This window comes from Candidatus Ponderosibacter sp. Uisw_141_02 (assembly GCF_048087665.1).
In the GTDB taxonomy this organism is placed as follows: domain Bacteria; phylum Pseudomonadota; class Alphaproteobacteria; order Puniceispirillales; family Puniceispirillaceae; genus UBA3439.
In genome coordinates, this window is sequence record NZ_CP159807.1 from 2,047,321 (window position 1) to 2,065,398 (window position 18,078).

General features: G+C 50.9%; 16 protein-coding genes. 8 read left to right on the forward strand and 8 right to left on the reverse strand.

Annotated elements, in window-relative coordinates:
* Positions 1 to 3: 3 nt before the first annotated feature.
* Together ABXT40_RS10105 and ABXT40_RS10110 are read right to left on the reverse strand one after the other, a co-directional pair.
* Entirely contained in the window at positions 4 to 1,272 is a 1,269-nt protein-coding gene (locus ABXT40_RS10105) for a Zn-dependent hydrolase (protein WP_443645479.1), read from the reverse strand.
* A 46-nt stretch (positions 1,273 to 1,318) separates the two neighbouring features.
* Positions 1,319 to 2,233 carry a DUF4198 domain-containing protein gene (locus ABXT40_RS10110; RefSeq protein ID WP_443645480.1) on the reverse strand — a complete coding sequence of 305 codons (915 nt, stop codon included), beginning with the start codon at positions 2,231 to 2,233 and terminating at the stop codon, positions 1,319 to 1,321.
* A gap of 149 nt (positions 2,234 to 2,382) precedes the next feature.
* Between ABXT40_RS10110 and ABXT40_RS10115 the strand changes: the two genes are divergently transcribed.
* The 7 genes from ABXT40_RS10115 (at position 2,383) to pcaF (ending at position 9,662) form a co-directional block, all read left to right on the forward strand.
* Positions 2,383 to 3,513: a HupE/UreJ family protein gene (locus tag ABXT40_RS10115; RefSeq protein ID WP_443645481.1), complete on the forward strand. Its 1,131-nt coding sequence runs from the start codon at positions 2,383 to 2,385 to the stop codon at positions 3,511 to 3,513.
* A 258-nt stretch (positions 3,514 to 3,771) separates the two neighbouring features.
* The gene (locus tag ABXT40_RS10120; RefSeq protein WP_443645482.1) at positions 3,772 to 4,926 is read left to right on the forward strand and encodes an ABC transporter substrate-binding protein; all 1,155 of its coding nucleotides are present in this window, start codon (positions 3,772 to 3,774) and stop codon (positions 4,924 to 4,926) included.
* Between the two features lie 90 nt (positions 4,927 to 5,016).
* Complete coding sequence (locus ABXT40_RS10125; protein ID WP_443645483.1) at positions 5,017 to 5,937, forward strand: branched-chain amino acid ABC transporter permease; 921 nt, start codon at positions 5,017 to 5,019, stop codon at positions 5,935 to 5,937.
* Between the two features lie 4 nt (positions 5,938 to 5,941).
* Entirely contained in the window at positions 5,942 to 6,964 is a 1,023-nt protein-coding gene (locus ABXT40_RS10130; protein ID WP_443645484.1) for a branched-chain amino acid ABC transporter permease, read from the forward strand.
* On the forward strand, positions 6,964 to 7,713 hold the full coding sequence (locus ABXT40_RS10135) for an ABC transporter ATP-binding protein (protein WP_443645485.1): 750 nt from the start codon (positions 6,964 to 6,966) through the stop codon (positions 7,711 to 7,713). The genes ABXT40_RS10130 and ABXT40_RS10135 overlap by 1 nt, the downstream gene beginning before the upstream one ends.
* Before the next feature lie 3 nt (positions 7,714 to 7,716).
* The gene (locus ABXT40_RS10140) at positions 7,717 to 8,421 is read left to right on the forward strand and encodes an ABC transporter ATP-binding protein (protein WP_443645486.1); all 705 of its coding nucleotides are present in this window, start codon (positions 7,717 to 7,719) and stop codon (positions 8,419 to 8,421) included.
* Positions 8,422 to 8,459: 38 nt separating this feature from the next.
* Positions 8,460 to 9,662 carry a 3-oxoadipyl-CoA thiolase gene (gene pcaF, locus ABXT40_RS10145; RefSeq protein WP_443645487.1) on the forward strand — a complete coding sequence of 401 codons (1,203 nt, stop codon included), beginning with the start codon at positions 8,460 to 8,462 and terminating at the stop codon, positions 9,660 to 9,662.
* 41 nt (positions 9,663 to 9,703) lie between these two features.
* On the opposite strand, the gene paaG is transcribed toward pcaF, so the two are convergent.
* Together paaG and ABXT40_RS10155 are read right to left on the reverse strand one after the other, a co-directional pair.
* Positions 9,704 to 10,483 carry a 2-(1,2-epoxy-1,2-dihydrophenyl)acetyl-CoA isomerase PaaG gene (gene paaG / locus ABXT40_RS10150; protein ID WP_443645488.1) on the reverse strand — a complete coding sequence of 260 codons (780 nt, stop codon included), beginning with the start codon at positions 10,481 to 10,483 and terminating at the stop codon, positions 9,704 to 9,706.
* Positions 10,480 to 10,665 carry a hypothetical protein gene (locus ABXT40_RS10155; RefSeq protein ID WP_443645489.1) on the reverse strand — a complete coding sequence of 62 codons (186 nt, stop codon included), beginning with the start codon at positions 10,663 to 10,665 and terminating at the stop codon, positions 10,480 to 10,482. The genes paaG and ABXT40_RS10155 overlap by 4 nt, the downstream gene beginning before the upstream one ends.
* A 79-nt stretch (positions 10,666 to 10,744) precedes the next feature.
* Between ABXT40_RS10155 and ABXT40_RS10160 the strand changes: the two genes are divergently transcribed.
* On the forward strand, positions 10,745 to 12,820 hold the full coding sequence (locus tag ABXT40_RS10160; RefSeq protein WP_443645490.1) for a 3-hydroxyacyl-CoA dehydrogenase NAD-binding domain-containing protein: 2,076 nt from the start codon (positions 10,745 to 10,747) through the stop codon (positions 12,818 to 12,820).
* Positions 12,821 to 12,955: 135 nt separating this feature from the next.
* On the opposite strand, the gene ABXT40_RS10165 is transcribed toward ABXT40_RS10160, so the two are convergent.
* The 4 genes from ABXT40_RS10165 to ABXT40_RS10180 form a co-directional block, all read right to left on the reverse strand.
* Positions 12,956 to 14,566: an FMN-binding glutamate synthase family protein gene (locus ABXT40_RS10165; RefSeq protein ID WP_443645491.1), complete on the reverse strand. Its 1,611-nt coding sequence runs from the start codon at positions 14,564 to 14,566 to the stop codon at positions 12,956 to 12,958.
* A 92-nt stretch (positions 14,567 to 14,658) separates the two neighbouring features.
* Positions 14,659 to 15,396 (reverse strand): oxygen-insensitive NADPH nitroreductase, encoded by a 738-nt coding sequence (nfsA, locus tag ABXT40_RS10170; RefSeq protein ID WP_443645492.1) that lies wholly within the window; start codon positions 15,394 to 15,396, stop codon positions 14,659 to 14,661.
* 184 nt (positions 15,397 to 15,580) lie between these two features.
* Positions 15,581 to 16,657, reverse strand: coding sequence for a tartrate dehydrogenase (locus ABXT40_RS10175; protein ID WP_443645493.1), 1,077 nt, complete (start codon positions 16,655 to 16,657; stop codon positions 15,581 to 15,583).
* A gap of 210 nt (positions 16,658 to 16,867) precedes the next feature.
* Entirely contained in the window at positions 16,868 to 18,070 is a 1,203-nt protein-coding gene (locus ABXT40_RS10180) for a DegT/DnrJ/EryC1/StrS family aminotransferase (RefSeq protein WP_443645494.1), read from the reverse strand.
* Positions 18,071 to 18,078: the final 8 nt, after the last annotated feature.

Here is an 18,078-nt window from a genome sequence, read left to right on the forward strand (position 1 = left end):
GGCCTAATCGTCACTGACCAAACCGGCGGTTTCAACAACAGCATGAAACAGAACATTGGCACTTGCTGCTGCCCAGTCCTGACTGATTTCTTCAGCTTCATTATGCGATAATCCATCAACACAAGGACACATGATCATTGCCGTTGGGGCCACCCGACTAATCCAGAAAGCATCATGTCCAGCACCTGAAACAAGATCCATATGCGAATAGCCAAGCCGGTCTGCCGCTGCGCGAACACGGTCAATACAGGCCGGATCAAACGCCACCGGATCAAACGCGCCCGCCAATTCAAAATCAATGCCAAGCCCAAGCGTTTTGGCAATCGCGCTTGCACCCGTCCGTAATTCATTATGCATCGCCGCGATGATCGCCGGATCAGGGCTGCGAAAATCAATCGTAAAAATCGCCTTTCCAGGAATGATATTGGTTGAGTTGGGGAAAATTTCACAATGGCCAACTGCACCAACCGCATGGGGGGCATGTGCCAATGCAATCTGATGCGCCAACACCGTAATCTTTGCCATGCCAAGCCCTGCATTGACCCGCGATGGCATTGGCGTTGATCCGGTATGGGCTTCTTTGCCGGTTAGGGTAACGCGAATCCAGTTTAATCCCTGACCATGCGTCACAACACCGATATCGGTTTTTGAATCCTCTAAAATGGGGCCTTGTTCGATATGAAGTTCGAAAAAGGCAGCAACCGGCCGGCCGCCAACCGCCGCATCACCAACCCAGCCAATCCGTTCCAACTCGTCACCAAACCGCGCACCCACCGCATCGGTGCGGTCATAGGCCCAATCCAGATCATGCACGCCAGCAAACACGCCCGACGCCATCATTGGCGGGGCAAAACGGCAGCCTTCTTCATTCGTCCAATTGACAATTTCAATCGGATGGCGCGTTGTAAGTCCGGCTTCATTGAGGCTGCGAATAATTTCCAACGCGGCCAGAACGCCAAGCGGCCCATCATATTTTCCGCCTGTTGGCTGAGTATCAAGATGGCTGCCAACCATCACCGGTGGCAAGCTGGCATCACTGCCTTCGCGGCGGGCAAACATATTGCCCATTTTATCAGTATTAAGCGACAAGCCTTCGGCCTCGCACCATGATTGAAACAAATGACGCGCGGTCGAATCATCATCGGTTAGCGCCTGCCGGTTATTGCCGCCAGCCACACCGGGGCCAATTTTTGCCATATCCGTAAGGCTTTGCCATAAACGGTCTGAGTCGATACGCAGATTGCGGCCAATCATCGGATGGGTCTGGGTCATGGATTCTGTCTCACTTTTATTGGTTTATGTGCATTTTCGGGTTTAGTCACATTTTTGGATTTGCTGGCACCTGAAAGGTCAATGATGCCCAAATCGATTCCCACATGACATCACCCGATTCAATCGCCCCATCCATTGGCCGCAAAATCACACTATCGACAAGATAGTCCCGTCCGGCCAATAGTAAAAAGTTACTTCGTCCGTCCTTGTCGGTTTGGTATTTTGCCTTTTCCACATGGCGCGGATTATGCCGCGTAAAAACGGTGATTTGCGCATTGGCAAGCGGCGCTCCATCGGCATAGACGCGCACCGGCATGGATTGAAGCGGCGGCCATTGATAGGGGTTGGCCTCGGCAACAAGCTCGATTGCCAAACCAAGATGCCGATCCTGTCCAGCGCCCATTTTTTCAGGCCCGCCAACGGCAATCAGGCTTTTGGCATAGCGCTGATAACGTTCAGTAATTTTATCAAGTGGTAAGCCACGACCTTGATGCTGGTTAAGAGCATCATCAAAACCTTTTTCGCGCGCAAATTCATCAAATTTTTTGGCATCACTATAAGTCAGGCGAATAGGGGTTGTCTGATGAACAATGATACGAAGCCCAGGCGATCCAGACGGCATTTTCCCAGCCGGACGATCACCATAGCGGCCAGTAATTTCATATCGTTCAGATTGCGATTTGGCACCAGTTCCCAGCAAGGCGAATGTTTCAATCTGGTCGGGAACATAAATTGCCGATGCGCCCAAAAAATCAGTGCCAATTAAAAGATCTGCGGTTAAGCTTTGATTTGGATCGGGCTGAAATGACGATGGTTCAATCCAAAACTCATGCGCCTGTGATGGTAAAGGGGAGATAAAAACCAGCCAAAAAACCGCCACCCCTTTTGGCAGATATCCGATTATTCTGACGACCCGTTTCACCGCCGCAATCAAGACCGCCCCAGCAGCAGATAAAATCATGACACCCTCAAAAACACCGTAAAGTTAAGCACGCTATGCCTCACACAGACTTCAGACCATTGGTGAAAAATTGTAAAGCCCTAACATACCGGTTGGTTCTTGCGGTTTGCTTGTTTGTGATTAGCCCCTTGACCATGTCGGTGATTTCCATGTCGGCGATGTCCATGTCGGCAATTGCCCATGAAATCCGGCCAGCCGTTGCTGATCTGTCGATGACCAGCGCGTCGCCATCGGCCGATGAAAAGACTTTGCCAGGCCGGCTTTCCATCACGATTGACCTGAATGCCGAATTATTTCTTGCCGGTCTGGATGCCAGCCTTGTAAGCGATACCGATGACGCGCCGCAAGGCAAAGATTATGACGCGCTTCGCGCCCTTGCCGCCAATCAACTGGCGCAAAAATTCACCAATCAATGGCTCGATTTTGAAAAAGCCCTGACCGGCCTTGCCGATGACCGGCCGCTATCTTTCCAGCTTGATTCCATTCAGGTCGAAGATAATCCGGCGGTTACTCTGCCCCGAAGCAGCAAAATACAGATTTCCGCACCGCTTGCGCCGAATGAAGCCAACATTCGCTTTGGCTGGAACGCCGCCCTTGGGCCATTGGTCATTCGCCAACAAAGCCAAACCGAAAAGCCGGAAAATCTCTATACCGCCTATGTTGAACCGGGTGCGATCAGCGCGCCAATCAAAAGACAAGGCGTCACCGCACAGCCGGTTTTAACGATCATGCTGGATTATGCCAAAATCGGGTTTGTCCATATCGTGCCAAAGGGTCTTGATCATATTTTGTTTGTATTGGGGCTGTTTTTCTATGCGGCACGATGGCGGCCGCTTCTGGGTCAGGTGACTTTATTCACACTGGCGCATACGACAACGCTCATGCTTGCCAGCACCGGCCATATTGTTGTTTCACCGAATCTTGTCGAACCGTTGATTGCCGCCTCAATCATTTATGTGGCTTTTGAAAATCTGCGAAGCGAACGGCTTCTTGCTGGGCGGCTTGTGGTGGTTTTCGCGTTTGGCCTTCTTCACGGCCTCGGTTTTGCCAGCGTTCTTGGCGATATTGGCCTTGCCGATGATCAATTTATGATCAGCCTGATTAGCTTTAATATCGGGGTTGAACTTGGCCAGCTTGCCGTTCTTGTTCCCGCCTTTTTGCTGTTTGGCGTGGCGGCCGGCAATGCGCTTTGGTATAGGCGATTGATCGCCATTCCGGCATCTTATCTGATCGGTGCCATTGGCATGTGGATGCTGATAACGCGAGTCTTTTCCGGCTGATGCTTGCCGATGCTGTTTTCAATGAAACTGCCATTACGGCATCTGTCATTTTCAATGGTCATTTGAAACGGCCTCTTATATCAGGCGGGCGCAAATAATAAGTTTCGCCAAACGCCAAAAGCGCATTGCGTCACGGCGCGGAATTGGCAATGATGATGTAGTTTAGCAATGATCACATCAAAGTCATGCCAAAACATATTGAGACAAGACGTGAATCAATCTAGCGATGGGCCAGATTGCATTTCGAGGGAGATCAGAATGAAAAAGCTTATTACGATTTGTGCTGTAACCGCGGCAATGACAGTGGCACCGGCAATGGCCGAAACGGTAAAGGTTGGCTTTATGACCACGCTGTCTGGCGGCGCTGGCATCATCGGCAAGCAGATGCAAAATGGCGTCGAGCTAGCGATGCAACATAAAAGCGGCAAGCTTGGCGGTATGGATGCCGAAATCATCTATGCTGATGACCAGCGCAAGCCTGATGTTGCCAAACAGCTTGCCAATCGTCTGCTGAAAAGCGACCGGGTCGATATTATGGCTGGCGTGATCTGGTCAAACCTGTTGATGGCAATCCATAAACCAGTCACCCGAAGCGGTACATTGCTGATCAGCTCGAATGCTGGCCCATCCCCAATTGCCGGTGATCAATGCCACGAAAATTTCTTTTCGATGTCGTGGCAGAATGACCAAACGCCGGCTGGCATGGGTAAATATATGCAGGATGCTGGTATCAAATCAGTCTATCTGATGGCGCCAAATTATCAAGCTGGCAAAGATATGCTTGCTGGCATGAAACGCTATTACAAAGGCGATATCGCTGGTGAAGTCTATACCAAGCTTGGCCAGTCAGATTTCCAAGCCGAACTATCGGCCTTGCGCGCGGCCAAGCCGGAAACAACAATGATTTTCCAGCCGGGCGGTATGGGCATCAATTTTGTCAAACAATGGAAACAGGCCGGCATGGATAAAGTCAGCAAGCTTTATACCGTTTTCAGTGTTGATGGCGTGTCATTACCTGCGTTGAAAGATTCGGCGCTTGGCATTCTTGGTACTCAGACATGGTCGCCCGATCTTGATAATGCGATTAACAAGAAATTCGTTGCCGATTACAAAGCAAAATATGGTGTTTATCCATCATTTTATGCCGCCCAAGCCTATGACACGATTCTGGCCATTGACCATGCAATCGCCAAATCGGGCAGCAAGGAAACCGCCAAGATGCGCGCCGTGCTCGCCGCGGGCAATATCCCGACAACCCGTGGTGTTTTGAAAATGAACACAAATCATTTCCCGATTCAAAATGTCTATCTTCGTGAAGTGGTCAAAGATGCCGACGGTGTTGTGACAACAAAGATTGTCAACACGGTGTTTAAAGATCATGGCGATGCCTATGCAGTGAACTGCAAATTCTAATCTTTAATATCCAGCCAGCGGCTAATCTTGCCGCTGGCTGGCCGGAAATTGCCTGCTATAAAGCGCAGATGATGCGACTGGTTACGGTTTATGACTCTTACCCTTATCCTTGAACAGACCTTTAACGGCCTGCAAGCTGGCGTGACCCTGTTTCTGGTTGCGGCTGGTCTGACCCTAATTCTTGGCATCATGGATTTCGTGTTTCTGGCGCATGGCGCACAGGTCATGATCGGCGCCTATGCCGCCGCCGCCATCACCCAAGCCACCGGCAATTTCTTCATCGGGCTGGGGCTGGCAATTCCAATCACATTTGCCAGCGGCTATCTTCTTGAACTGCTGATCATTCGCCATCTTTACCGACGTGACCATATGGAACAGGTATTGGCAACCTTTGGCCTTATTCTGTTTTTCAATGAAGCCATTCGCGTTGGTTTTGGGCCCGCCGCGCTTTATTCCGACCTGCCGCCAGCCCTATCAGGCTTTGTCGAGATTCTGCCGGAAACGCCTTATCCTGCCTACCGGCTTGGAGTGATTGCCGTTGGCCTTATTTGCGCTTTAGCGATCCATCTATTCGTTTCCAAAACGCGCATTGGCGCAATGGTTCGTGCTGGTGCCAACAACCCTGAAATGACCGCCGCGCTTGGCATCAATATCAAGATTTTATTCCGGCTGATTTTTGCAACAGGGGCGTGTCTTGCCGGTGTTGCTGGCATGATGCTTGGGCCACTAACCTCGGTTCAGCCGGGCATGGGCGAGCCTTTGCTGATATTGTCTTTGGTGGTGATTATCATTGGCGGTATCGGGTCGGTTCGTGGTGCCTTTATCGCCGCAATCATCGTTGGGCTTGTCGATACGCTTGGGCGGGTTTTTCTGCCGTCGATTTTGCGGCTGTTTTTCGAACAGGCAACGGCCGATGGCGCAGGGCCTGCGCTGGCCTCAATGCTTGTCTATATCTTGATGGCAGTGGTGCTGATTTTCCGGCCAACCGGCCTATTTCCGGCAAAAGGATAATCGCATGACAGGCTTATTTCATTTTACCAATTTAGTTCGTGCCGGTATTCGTGACAATGCGTTGCTATGGATGCTGATTGCCGGATTTGCGCTTTTCCCGATTTTCACACATTTCGCCGATTTGCCATTTTGGAATGACGTGGCGATGCGGATCATGCTTCTTGGCATGGCGGCGATGGGGCTTAATCTTGTTCTTGGCTATGGCGGGATGGTATCTTTTGGCCATGCAGCCTTTATCGGCATTGGCGCCTATTGTGTTGGCATAAGCCAGTTTTTCGGCATGACAAATGGCTTATTTCATATGTTTATTAGCATTGGTGTTTGCGGCGCGCTTGGGCTGGTGATTGGCTATCTTGCGCTTCGCACAACCGGCATTTATTTTATCATGATCACCCTTGCCTTTGCCCAAATGCTGTTTTTCCTATTTGTGTCGCTTGAGCAATTTGGCGGTGATGACGGTATGAGCATTGACCGCGCCGATTTTTTGGTGATCGATCTTTATGAACCGTTACGTCTGTATTTTCTCATCTGGGTTGCCTTGGTGCTTGTTGCGCTTGGTCTGATGTTCATTGTTCGATCACGTTTTGGCGTCACCTTGCGCGCCATCAAAAGCAATGAATCACGGGTCGAGGCGATGGGGCTTGTGCCGCTTCATTTCAAAATCACCAGCTATGTTATTTCGGCGGTGATTTGCGGGCTGGCGGGAACGCTATTTGCCAGCTGGCAGGAATATGTGTCACCCGACATCATGCATTGGACACGATCGGGTGAAATAATGATTATCATCATTCTTGGTGGGCTTGGCACTTTGGCAGGCCCGCTTCTTGGCGCCATTGTTTTTCTTCTTCTTGAAGAATTTTTACCTCTTGCGCTTGGCGCGGTAGCCCCAGCCTATGCGGAAAATTGGATGATCCTGTTTGGCCCGCTTTTAATCATGGTGGTGTTGTTTGGACGTGGCGGCTTGATTGGTCTTTTGGACAAGGCTGGGTTTGGCCGTATTAGCAAGCGTAAAATGGCGGTGAAGTAATGGCAGATCCGGTTTTAGAGCTTCGCGGCCTGAACAAATCCTTTGGTGCCTTAACCGCAACCAACAATCTTTCATTGACCGTGATGCCAGGTGAAATTCATGCGCTGATCGGGCCGAATGGCGCTGGAAAAACAACTTTAATCCAACAAATTTACGGCGCGTTAAAACCCGACTCGGGTCAGGTGTTTTTAAATGGTCTTGATCTAACCCGCATGTCAGTGCCTGAACGGATCCGGGCTGGCATTGGCCGGTCGTTCCAAATCAGTAATGTGTTGATGGATTTTACCGTTCTGGAAAATGGCATAATTGCCGAAGCGGCGCGGCTTGGCCAAAACTTTCGATTTTTGCGGCCTGCCTTTTCCGATCCAGATCTCATCAAGGGTGCTAGTGCCATTCTTGATCGGGTTGGCCTATTAGATCGTGCGCATCTGCCAGTTGATGATTTGGCGCATGGCGACCGGCGCATGCTGGAATTGGCGCTTGCACTTGCCGCATCGCCAAGCTTGTTACTGCTTGACGAACCCATGGCGGGGGCTGGCCCAGATGAAGGCCAGCGCATGACCGAAATTATCGAAGCACTTCGCGGTAGGGTCGCTATTTTGCTGATCGAACATGATATGGATGCGGTTTTTCGTCTTGCAGATCGGTTAACCGTATTGGTTGAAGGCAGCGTCATTGCGGCTGGAACTGTTGCCGAAATCAGCCAAAATCAAGCGGTGAAATCCGCCTATCTTGGAGATGAGGATTAATCGATGCTGCATCTTCAGGACATTGAATCAGGCTATGGCGCAGGACAGGTACTATTCGGCGTCTCACTGTCGGTTCCGGCAGGCCGTGTTGTCTCGCTAATGGGACGAAATGGCATGGGCAAAACCACAACCATCCGCACGATCATGGGGCAATTACCCCTGACCGCCGGGCGGATTTCGCGATTTGGCAATGACCAGCCCAACAAATTGCCATTTCAGATCGCCCGCTTGGGACTCGGGCTTGTTCCCGAAGGACGGCAGATTTTTTCCAATCTCGATGTCACTGAAAATTTGAAAACATTTTACCGGCCACCGCGTGATGATGGCGGCTCGCATTGGCATTATGAGCGGGTTTTCGAATTATTTCCGCGACTTGCCGAACGCCGTGATCATGCAGGCAATCATCTTTCTGGTGGCGAGCAGCAAATGCTGGCCATTGGCCGCGCTTTGATGACCAATCCAAAATTACTGATCCTCGATGAAGCCACCGAAGGGCTGGCTCCCATCATCCGAACGCAGATTTGGGATTGTCTTGCCACGTTAAAGGCCGAGGGCCAATCAATCCTGATCATCGACAAGAATGTCAAAGCCATAGCCAGATTGGCCGATCACCATTATATTCTGGAAAAGGGGCGGGTTGTTTGGAACGGTGATTCCAGAACATTGCTTGCAACCAAAGGATTGACCGAACGCTATCTCGGGGTTTAACCCCTGAAACGGCCGGAATGCCAGATTGGATTTTTGACATGGACGCTTTTATCTGTGATGCCGTTAGAACCCCCATTGGCCGCTTTGGCGGGGCGTTATCATCGGTACGGCCAGATGATCTGGCAGCGCATGTGATCAAGGCACTTGTTGCACGCCATCCAGACCTTGACCAAGGCGCAATTGACGAGGTGGTGTTTGGCGCGGCCAATCAGGCTGGTGAAGACAATCGCAATGTCGCCCGTATGGCATCGCTTTTGGCCGGATTACCTGTCACCGTGCCGGCCAGCACCATTAACCGGCTTTGTGCATCGGGCATGGATGCTGTTGCCAATGTGGCACGCGGCATTCGTGCCGGTGATTACCATCTGGCAATTGCTGGCGGGGTGGAGAGCATGAGCCGTGCGCCCTTTATTCTGCCAAAATCGGAAACGGCGTTTGGCCGCAAGGCCGAAATCTATGACACCACAATTGGCTGGCGATTTGTTAATCCGGCAATGAAGGCGGCTTATGGCGTTGATTCAATGCCTAAAACAGCCGATCATGTGGCGCATGATTATGATATCAGCCGCGCCGACCAAGATGCTTTTGCGCTTCGGTCACAGCAACGCTGGGCGGCCGCGCATGCCGCCGTGAAATTTGTCGATGAAATCACCCCTGTAATGATTCCGCAACGCCGTGGTGATCCGGTGAAGGTTGATACTGACGAACATCCCCGCCCAAGCACCAAACCCGAACAGCTTGCCGCCCTCAAGGGGGTTAATGGTGACGGCATGACCGTGACCGCTGGCAATGCGTCGGGCGTCAATGATGGGGCGGCGGCGCTGTTGCTGGCATCGGCAAATGGTCTTGCCACGCATGGATTGACACCAATGGCGCGGATTGTGGCCATCGCCGCAGCCGGTGTGCCACCACGGGTGATGGGCATTGGCCCCGTGCCAGCAACCCAAAAGGCGCTTGAGATGGCCGGACTTCGCATTGATGATATGGATGTGATCGAAATCAACGAAGCCTTTGCCGCACAGGGGCTCGCCTGTCTTCGCGAGCTTGGTGTTGCCGATGATGCTGCCCATGTCAACCCGAATGGCGGTGCCATTGCAATTGGTCATCCGCTTGGCATGTCGGGGGCGCGGCTGGTTCTCACCGCAGCCTATGAATTGCGCCGCCGTGGCGGACGTTATGCGCTTTGTACTATGTGCGTTGGGGTTGGACAGGGCGTTGCGATGATTATCGAAGCCGCCTGATCAAGGGTTATTTCCCATCATTGGTTATTCACCATAATGGCTTATTTACCGGTAAATTCTGCTGGACGTTTGGCTAAAAACGCCCGCACCCCTTCGGCATAATCATCTGATCGGCCACACGCCTGTTGCATTGCCGCCTCATCATCCAGATGCGCGTCAAAATCATGATTGGCGGCACGCTTCATCAAGCTTTTGGTGCCGGCATAGGCCATGGTCGGGCCAGCGGCAAATTCGGCGGCAAGCGCATGGGCTTCGGGCATCAGATTAGCGGCATCATAGCTTTTCCAGATCAGCCCCCATTCGGCCGCCTGGGAAGCCATCAGCGGCGCGCCGGTCAAGGCCAAACCCATCGCCCGCGCCATGCCAAGACGCCGCGGCAAAATCCAGCTTCCACCAGCATCAGGCACAAGCCCAATTTTGGAAAATGCCTGAATAAACCGCGCTGTATCAGCCGCCAAAACCACATCACATGCCAAGGCCAGATTGGCACCAGCGCCCGCCGCAACGCCGTTTACCGCACAGATAACCGGCATCGACAAATTGGTGATAAGCCGCACCAGCGGGTTAAAATAATCATTTAAAGTCTGGCCAAGATCAGGCGGCCAATGACCATTATCAGGATTGCGTTCGCCAAGATCCTGGCCAGCGCAAAAGCCGCGTCCTGCACCGGTAATCAAAACCGCGCGCGCATCACCAACCGCCTCTAGGGCGGCGCGAAACGCAAGATGCATTTCGACATTCAACGCATTCAATCGTTCTGGCCGGTTCAAGGTAATTTTGATCCATTGATCCATTTTCTCGACAATGATTACATCGCTCATCGTGGCTTATCCTTTGATGTTTCCTGATCGGGTTCAGGCATGGCGGCTAAATGATAACCTGATCCTTTTTTATAAAAAATTGAAAACAATTCTTTGTCGTAGCGGCATAATCTTGCATGATCAATCACGGTCTTCGCAAGCATTCTGGCAGGCCATTTGCCGGTTACTTGGATGATTGTCACAGCGTGGCCTTGCTATGCATTCCCCAATTGTAAACGCGTTACCCATCACCCGCACCACAACCAGCCAGAAAGGGACAAGATGACAGTAAAATTCTGGCGCGATGACCGCGATGACAAGGTGTTTTTTGTCGAGCTTGCCAACCCGCCTGTCAATGCCATCAATCTGGCGGTTCGCCGAGGACTGCATGATGCGATGCTGGCAATTCAGGCCACAACCGGTCTTGAACGTGTTCTGCTGATGGGAAGCGAAACAATCTTTGCCGCCGGTGGTGATGCGCGTGAATTTGATGCGTCGCCAATTGCCCCGCATTTGCCTGATGTTCTAGCCATGATCGAAGCGTCAGACATACCTTGGATTGCCGTGATCAATGGAGCTGCCCTTGGTGGCGGGTTGGAACTTGCCTTGGCTTGCCGCTATCGCATTGCCAGCCCGAAGGCACAGCTTGGCCTTCCCGAAGTTTTGCTTGGCATTGTTCCCGGGGCTGGCGGCACGCAGCGTTTGCCGCGCCTGATCGGCTTTGCCGCCGCATTGGAAATGATCACAAGCGGCAAACCCATCTCTGCCAAGGCTGGTCTTGCGGCCGGGTTACTCAATCTTGTTGATGCCAATCCGATGCAGGTCGCCTTGGCAGTCGCGTCTACCCATCTCGCCGCGGCAACGCCGGTTGGTCAGTTGCCAAATCCGAGAATAGATGAAGCCGCGCTGGCCAAAAGCAATGCTGGCCTTGCCCGCCGCGCCAAAGGCCAAATTGCGCCGGTCAAAGCAACCGAATTGGTTACCCTAACAAGCCACACCAATTTTACCGATGGTATAGCCGCCGAACGTGATTGTTTTCTTACGCTTCGGCAATCTGAACAGGCAAAGGCATTGCGCCATGTTTTCTTTGCTGAACGCGGTGCCAAAGCACCCGCTGCGCTTACCAATCATATGCCAAAGATCATTGATCAGGCGGTTGTTGTTGGGGGCGGTACAATGGGGGCGGGAATTGCACATGCGCTTGTTCGCGCTGGCATCACCACGGTCACGATTGAAACCAATGACGCGACAGCAAAGCAGGCGGCTGCCCGCGCCGAAAGCTTGATCGAGGCTGGGGTGAAACGCGGCCTGATCACGGCGCAAAAGGCAGATGAGATGCGGTCGCGCTACAGCATTTCAACCGACTATACCAGCGCCGCCAATGCGCAGATTGCCATCGAAGCCGTGGTTGAAGATATCGCTGTCAAAATAACCGTATTTCAAAAGCTGCAAGAGGTGATGCCGGCAAATGCCATTCTGGCAAGCAACACTTCCTATCTTGATATCAATGCGATTGCCGCTTCGCTTGATGATCCATCACGGCTTGTCGGGCTGCATTTTTTTGTGCCGGCCCATATCATGAAATTGCTTGAAATCATCAGAGGCGATGCCAGCGCGCCAACCGCGCTTGCCAGCGGATTTAGACTTGCCAAACAGCTTGGGAAAATTCCTGTTGTCGCGGGATTATGTGACGGCTTTATCGGCAACCGGATTTTGGCGCGCTATCGCGAGGCGGCAGATCTTTTGCTGCTTCATGGCGCAACATCTGCGCAAATCGACGAGGCCATGACCGGCTTTGGCTATGCAATGGGGCCTTATGAAGCACAAGATATGTCAGGCCTTGATATCGCCTTTGCCAACCGGCGTCGCCAAGATGCAAGCCGCGATCCAAACCGAACCTATGTCCACATTGCCGACAAGATGGTTGAGGCTGGTCGGCTTGGCCGCAAAACTGGCCTTGGCTGGTACAGCTATGCCAATGATGGCAAGGCTGCGACCGATCCCTTGGTCGATGCCTTGATTGTTGCCGAAGCCGATCATGCTGGCATCACCCGCCGGCATTTCTCTAATGATGAAATTGTCAAAAGGCTGTTGCTGGCCATGATCAATGAGGGCGCCAATATCTTACAGGAAGCCGTTGCTCAAAATGCCAGCGATATTGATCTGGTAAGCATTCTTGGCTACGGCTTTCCGCGCTGGCGTGGGGGTTTGATGCATTATGCCGACCAGCTTGGCATGGTCGCAATTCTGGCTGGATTAAAAGATTTTTCAGCCGAAGACCAACATATATGGCAGCCAAGCCAGCTGATCCTTGACGCGGTAAAAACCGGTTCTGATTTTGCTTCATTCAAGAATTGAGTCCGCCACTAAGGCAAGCAACTCGGCCAATAATTAAGTAAAGAAACGCATCCAGAAAATACGGCCGCAATCAACAGTCATGAAGCTCTGAAGCGTCAAACGACCTTTTTACCTTTGATCTGTAACCGCGTATAGTTATTGAGCCGACTCTTGTGGATGAAAACTATCGCCGCTTACCCTATGCCAATAAGATGCAAGGCGAGGATCATCAACAGGCTTGCCATCAATTAACGCGTTGATTTCAACCCGCGGGTAAATTTGATCAGCAAGTAAAATTTTGCTGGCTGAAACTCTCCGTACAATATGTCGTCGATTCAACTGACTAGGATGCTCCAAACCTGCTGATTCTAACATTTCCGCGACTGCCTCTACTGTATTTTTATGAAAATTGAATACTCTCGTTGCCCGGTCTTCAACATCAATAACCCGGTATCGCTTAGGATCCATTGTTGCAACTCCACTTGGACACCGGCTCGACGCACAGTCCCGAGCCTGAATACACCCAACCGCAAACATAAATGGCCTTGCCATGTTGCACCAGTCAGCTCCAAGCGCGCAATGCCTAACAATATCATAAGCGCTTACAATTTTGGCCGAGGCCGCAATTTTTACACGATCACGCAAACCAGCTCCACGGAGACAATTATCAACAAAAATAATTGCATCACGTAGGGGTGAACCAATATTATCTGTAAATTCGACTGGCGCAGCTCCAGTTCCACCCTCAGAGCCGTCAACAGTAATAAAATCAATGACTACCCCACCATCAACCATTGCCTTAACTATTGATATGATTTCCCACGGATGGCCAATACACAATTTGATACCAACCGGTTTGCCCCCCGACAAATCGCGTAGCTTTGCGGCAAAGGCCAACAATTCATTTGGGGTTGAGAACTCGCTATGTTTTGATGGTGAAATTACATCCTGGTAGGCTGGCACACCTCTCGCCTCTGCAATTTCTGGCGTTACTTTTGGCGCCATTAGCATGCCGCCATGACCGGGTTTTGCGCCCTGACTGAGCTTTATCTCAACCATTTTCACCTGATCCAGCAAAGCTTTTTCTTTAAATTTCTTTGGGTCAAATTGACCGTCCTCTGTTCGGCAACCAAAATAGCCTGTTGAAATTTGCCAAATTGTATCACCACCGCCAGCTTCATGATATTTTGATAAAGATCCCTCCCCTGTATTGTGAGCAAAGCCACCAAGCTTTGCACCTGCTGAAAGTGATTGAATAGCGGGTGGCGACAATGCACCGAAGCTGGTCCCCGAAATATTTAGCACCGACGCATCGTAGGCCTTATCACCTTCACCAACACGAATCCGAAAATCCGTAGATTCAATATGTGATGGTATCAATGAATGGTTTAGCCAGTTATAGTTCTCAGCATACATGTTCTGATCAGAACCAAATGGCCGGGTAGCCATTATGCCCTTTGCTCGCTGGTAAACCATGGAGCGTTGGTTTCTCGAATAGGGAAGTTCGTCAGTATCAGATTCCCAAAAGTACTGACGTAGCTCTGGACGAATTGACTCAAAAATGAATCTGAACCTGCCGATTAAGGGATAATTCCCGAGGACGGCTCGTTTCCTCTGCGTGTAATCCGAAATTCCAAGTAGCCCTAAAACCCCAAGAACGACGGCAGGGATTAAAAAAACCTTATCAGCTAAACTAAGTGCAGCCAGCGCGACAGAACCTAACACCGAATATGTTACTATAGAAAATCGTCCAAAAAAATAGTCCATAATCACCCCACACCGATAGTTTCACTCATACGAGCAAAAGTGACATAAATATGCAAGGGTGTAGATAGCATGAATTTAAAACTGCATATTGATTATTTCTGCAAAAAACCTTTCATTTTCAGAAATCCAAGCATGTGCGGACGTGACTCCTTGCTCAGCATACCCGACATTTGTTCACTCCAGCTTTGGTTTTTCTTATTGCCGGTGCGGGTCTGATAATAATAGCGGATTGCTTCGTCATAACCCGCTAATTGATCAAGATTCAGGGCATCGCCATAACTGTTTTCACGAAGCACGATCTCAAGTGGTAGACGCGGCTTAACCTCCGGATCTTGATCGGGCCAGCCAAGGCAAAGACCAAAAACTGGATAGGTGTTTTGCGGCAGTTCCAAAAGCGATGACACCTCGGCTGGATTATTGCGCAAGGCACCAATATAGCAAATGCCAAGGCCAGCTGACTCAGCCGCCACCGCAATATTTTGCGCAACAAGTGATGCATCAACCGTTGCGATGATGAATTGTTCGGTAAAGCCGGTATTGGCAGTGGCATCATACCAGTCACAACAGTGCGCCGCTCGATTCATATCGGCGCAAAACACCAAAAACTCGGCCGCCGATTCAATATAGGGCTGATGATTGGCCAAGGCGGCCAAGGTAGCGCGTTTTGTCGGATCACTAATACGAATGATTGTTGCGGCTTGTAAAAAACTGGATGACGCCGCGGCCTGACCGGCCTGAATGAGTTCATGCAACAGATCAGTTGCAACTGGCCGATTCTTAAATTTCCGGATCGACCGGTGCGCTTTTAATAGTTCGATTATTGGCGTCATGATGTTTTTCCTTATCGGTTGGTCAAGGTTGTTAGGCACCAGAGCATAAACCGGCAGCAGAATGGCAAAATCATCATCATGATACCATGCTATTTTGACAATAAGGCACTTCAGCAATGCCATTGCCGCGTGACTGTAAACCCCCGATATTCTTGTCCGGTCATCCTAGGTGGGCCACGATGCCCTAATCATTGCGGGCGCGAATCACATCAATGATCGCTGCGGTCACTTGATCCGTTGTGGCTATCCCACCAAGATCGGGCGTATGGAAATCAGGATTGGCCGTGATCACTTCGATGGCTTTCATCAGCCGTTCCGCCGCAACCGTCTCGCCAATATGATCAAGCATCATTGATGCACTCCAGAATGTCGCAACCGGGTTGGCAATGCCTTTCCCTGTAATATCAAAGGCTGAACCGTGAATCGGCTCAAACATTGACGGGCTGGTACGCTCCGGATTCAGATTGGCTGTCGGCGCAACGCCGATTGAGCCAGCAAGTGCTGCCGCAAGATCAGACAGAATATCGGCATGAAGATTGGTTGCCACGATTGTATCGAGACTTTCCGGCTTCATTGTCATTCGAACCGTCATCGCATCAACAAGAATTTTATCCCATGTCACATCAGGAAATTCGGCTGCCACTTCAGCGGCAATTTCATCCCACATAACCATGCCATAACGCTGGGCATTCGATTTGGTTACAACGGTCAGTAATTTACGCGGCCGCGAGCGCGCCAATTCAAAGGCATAGCGCATCACGCGCTGCACACCAACACGGGTAAAAACAGCAAGATCCGTTGCCATTTCATGCGGCTGTCCACGATGACTACGGCCACCTTGACCTGCATATTCACCTTCAGAGTTTTCGCGAACAATCACCCAATCAAGATCCTTTGCTGTCACGTCGGCAAGCGGGCTTTTGATTCCGGGCAGAATGCGTGTTGGCCGCACATTGGCGTATTGATCGAGCGGCTGGCAGATATTCAACCGCAAACCCCACAAGGTTAAATGATCGGGAATATCAGGCGCGCCAACCGCGCCAAAGAAAATCGCATCAAAATCGCGCAGATCTTTGGCGCCATCAGCAGGCATTAGTGCCCCTTCACGCTTATAGCGATCACTGCCCCAGTCAAAACTGATGATATCAAGTCTGAAACCACCATCGCGCTCAGCAAGAACCTCTAAAACACGAAGCCCAGCATCAATCACCTCAACGCCAATTCCGTCACCCGGAATTGACGCGATTTTATAGGTTTTCATTCAAATTCCCCATTTAAAATGTTGGTAAATTACCAACGATAGGTCGGCATAATTCTGAGCTATGATCGGCCTACTGTCAGATTTAAAATTTTAACGATATCATTGCCAATATTCAACGAGCATTGCCCGCGGCAAATGCATAATCATTAACCGTTCACTGCCGACAAACGGACTGCCACAATGGTTGCAGCTCATATTTTCAACGCATGATTATGCTGGTAAAAAAGTCTGAATTTCATCCTCAATTATGCTGGCGATCATATCACAATCATCAATTGTAAAGGTAAGCGGTACCCGCATATCGAGGGTTTTTTCCAGAACGCGCAAGGTTGTCGGCAGAACCGGAATATCGTCAATATAACGCCAGCTATCATAACGGCTGGTAAAGGCCTTTGGTTCATCATCACCAAACCATTTCAGTTCAACCCCGCGTTTTGCGCAGGCCGCAACAAATTGTGGAACAGCCTTGGTGGCAAGCCCCTCAGCCCGAAACTGGATTGATGAGCCAACATAGAACTCTTCTTGCTTGCGCGCTGGAATAACCACCCCTGCCATGGATGAAAAAGCTGCATGAAGCCGGTCATAAAGCTGATTCCAGCGTTCCAGATTATCTTCAAGAACTGGCAATTGCGATCGCAGAATGGCGGCGCGCATATGGTCCATACGGCCTGAATAATTTGGCGCATGAAGCCGCACTTTTTGAAACACATCTTCTGCCGGAATGGCGCCATGCCGTCCATAAAGCATGTATGAGCCGGAGGAGACCACGGCGCGCGCCGCAAGCTCGGCATCATTGGTGGTCAAAAATCCACCTTCACCCGAATTCATATGTTTATAAGTCTGCGTTGAAAAGGCGGCCACCTTGCCAAAATTCCCCGACCGGACACCGCGCCATTTTGCCCCCATCGTATGGGCGCAATCCTCGATCAGGCAGAGATCATATTTGGCACAGACCGCCAGCAGCTTGTCCATATCGGGAATATGACCCCGCATATAAGATAGCAGCAAATATTTTGCCCCACTTGCCGCCGCCTTGGCATCAAGATCATCACAATCAATATGATAGGATTCATCAATATCAACCAGAACCGGAACGCCGCCAACATTGTGAATGGCCCCTGGCACCGGTGCCAATGTATAGGCATTGGCAAGCACTTTATCGCCAGGTTTGACGCCGCAAACGCGCAACCCCAATTGGATGGCATAGCCGCCCGATGTACAGGCGATGCAATAATCCGCCCCCTGCCATTTGGCATATTCTATTTCCAAAGCGGCGGCTTCGCCAGCTTCATCAGGCAATAGATTATAGCGGTGAAGCCTGCCGGTTTTCATGATTTCAACAGCCCGCGCGATGCCCGCCTCGGGAATCGCTTCTTGCTGTGTGAATGGTTTGCTGAAAACCGGCTTTGTCATTGTTTGAC

Excerpts from the sequence above, each read along its gene's own strand:
- ABXT40_RS10180 (WP_443645494.1), bottom strand. The coding sequence starts at position 18,070 with ATGACAAAGCCGGTTTTCAGCAAACCATTCACACAGCAAGAAGCGATT.
- ABXT40_RS10105 (WP_443645479.1), bottom strand. The coding sequence starts at position 1,272 with ATGACCCAGACCCATCCGATGATTGGCCGCAATCTGCGTATCGACTCA.
- ABXT40_RS10110 (WP_443645480.1), bottom strand. The coding sequence starts at position 2,233 with ATGATTTTATCTGCTGCTGGGGCGGTCTTGATTGCGGCGGTGAAACGG.
- ABXT40_RS10160 (WP_443645490.1), top strand. The coding sequence starts at position 10,745 with ATGACAGTAAAATTCTGGCGCGATGACCGCGATGACAAGGTGTTTTTT.
- ABXT40_RS10165 (WP_443645491.1), bottom strand. The coding sequence starts at position 14,566 with ATGGACTATTTTTTTGGACGATTTTCTATAGTAACATATTCGGTGTTA.
- nfsA (WP_443645492.1), bottom strand. The coding sequence starts at position 15,396 with ATGACGCCAATAATCGAACTATTAAAAGCGCACCGGTCGATCCGGAAA.
- pcaF (WP_443645487.1), top strand. The coding sequence starts at position 8,460 with ATGGACGCTTTTATCTGTGATGCCGTTAGAACCCCCATTGGCCGCTTT.
- ABXT40_RS10175 (WP_443645493.1), bottom strand. The coding sequence starts at position 16,657 with ATGAAAACCTATAAAATCGCGTCAATTCCGGGTGACGGAATTGGCGTT.
- ABXT40_RS10120 (WP_443645482.1), top strand. The coding sequence starts at position 3,772 with ATGAAAAAGCTTATTACGATTTGTGCTGTAACCGCGGCAATGACAGTG.
- ABXT40_RS10135 (WP_443645485.1), top strand. The coding sequence starts at position 6,964 with ATGGCAGATCCGGTTTTAGAGCTTCGCGGCCTGAACAAATCCTTTGGT.
- ABXT40_RS10115 (WP_443645481.1), top strand. The coding sequence starts at position 2,383 with ATGTCGGCGATGTCCATGTCGGCAATTGCCCATGAAATCCGGCCAGCC.
- ABXT40_RS10140 (WP_443645486.1), top strand. The coding sequence starts at position 7,717 with ATGCTGCATCTTCAGGACATTGAATCAGGCTATGGCGCAGGACAGGTA.
- ABXT40_RS10130 (WP_443645484.1), top strand. The coding sequence starts at position 5,942 with ATGACAGGCTTATTTCATTTTACCAATTTAGTTCGTGCCGGTATTCGT.
- ABXT40_RS10125 (WP_443645483.1), top strand. The coding sequence starts at position 5,017 with ATGACTCTTACCCTTATCCTTGAACAGACCTTTAACGGCCTGCAAGCT.
- paaG (WP_443645488.1), bottom strand. The coding sequence starts at position 10,483 with ATGAGCGATGTAATCATTGTCGAGAAAATGGATCAATGGATCAAAATT.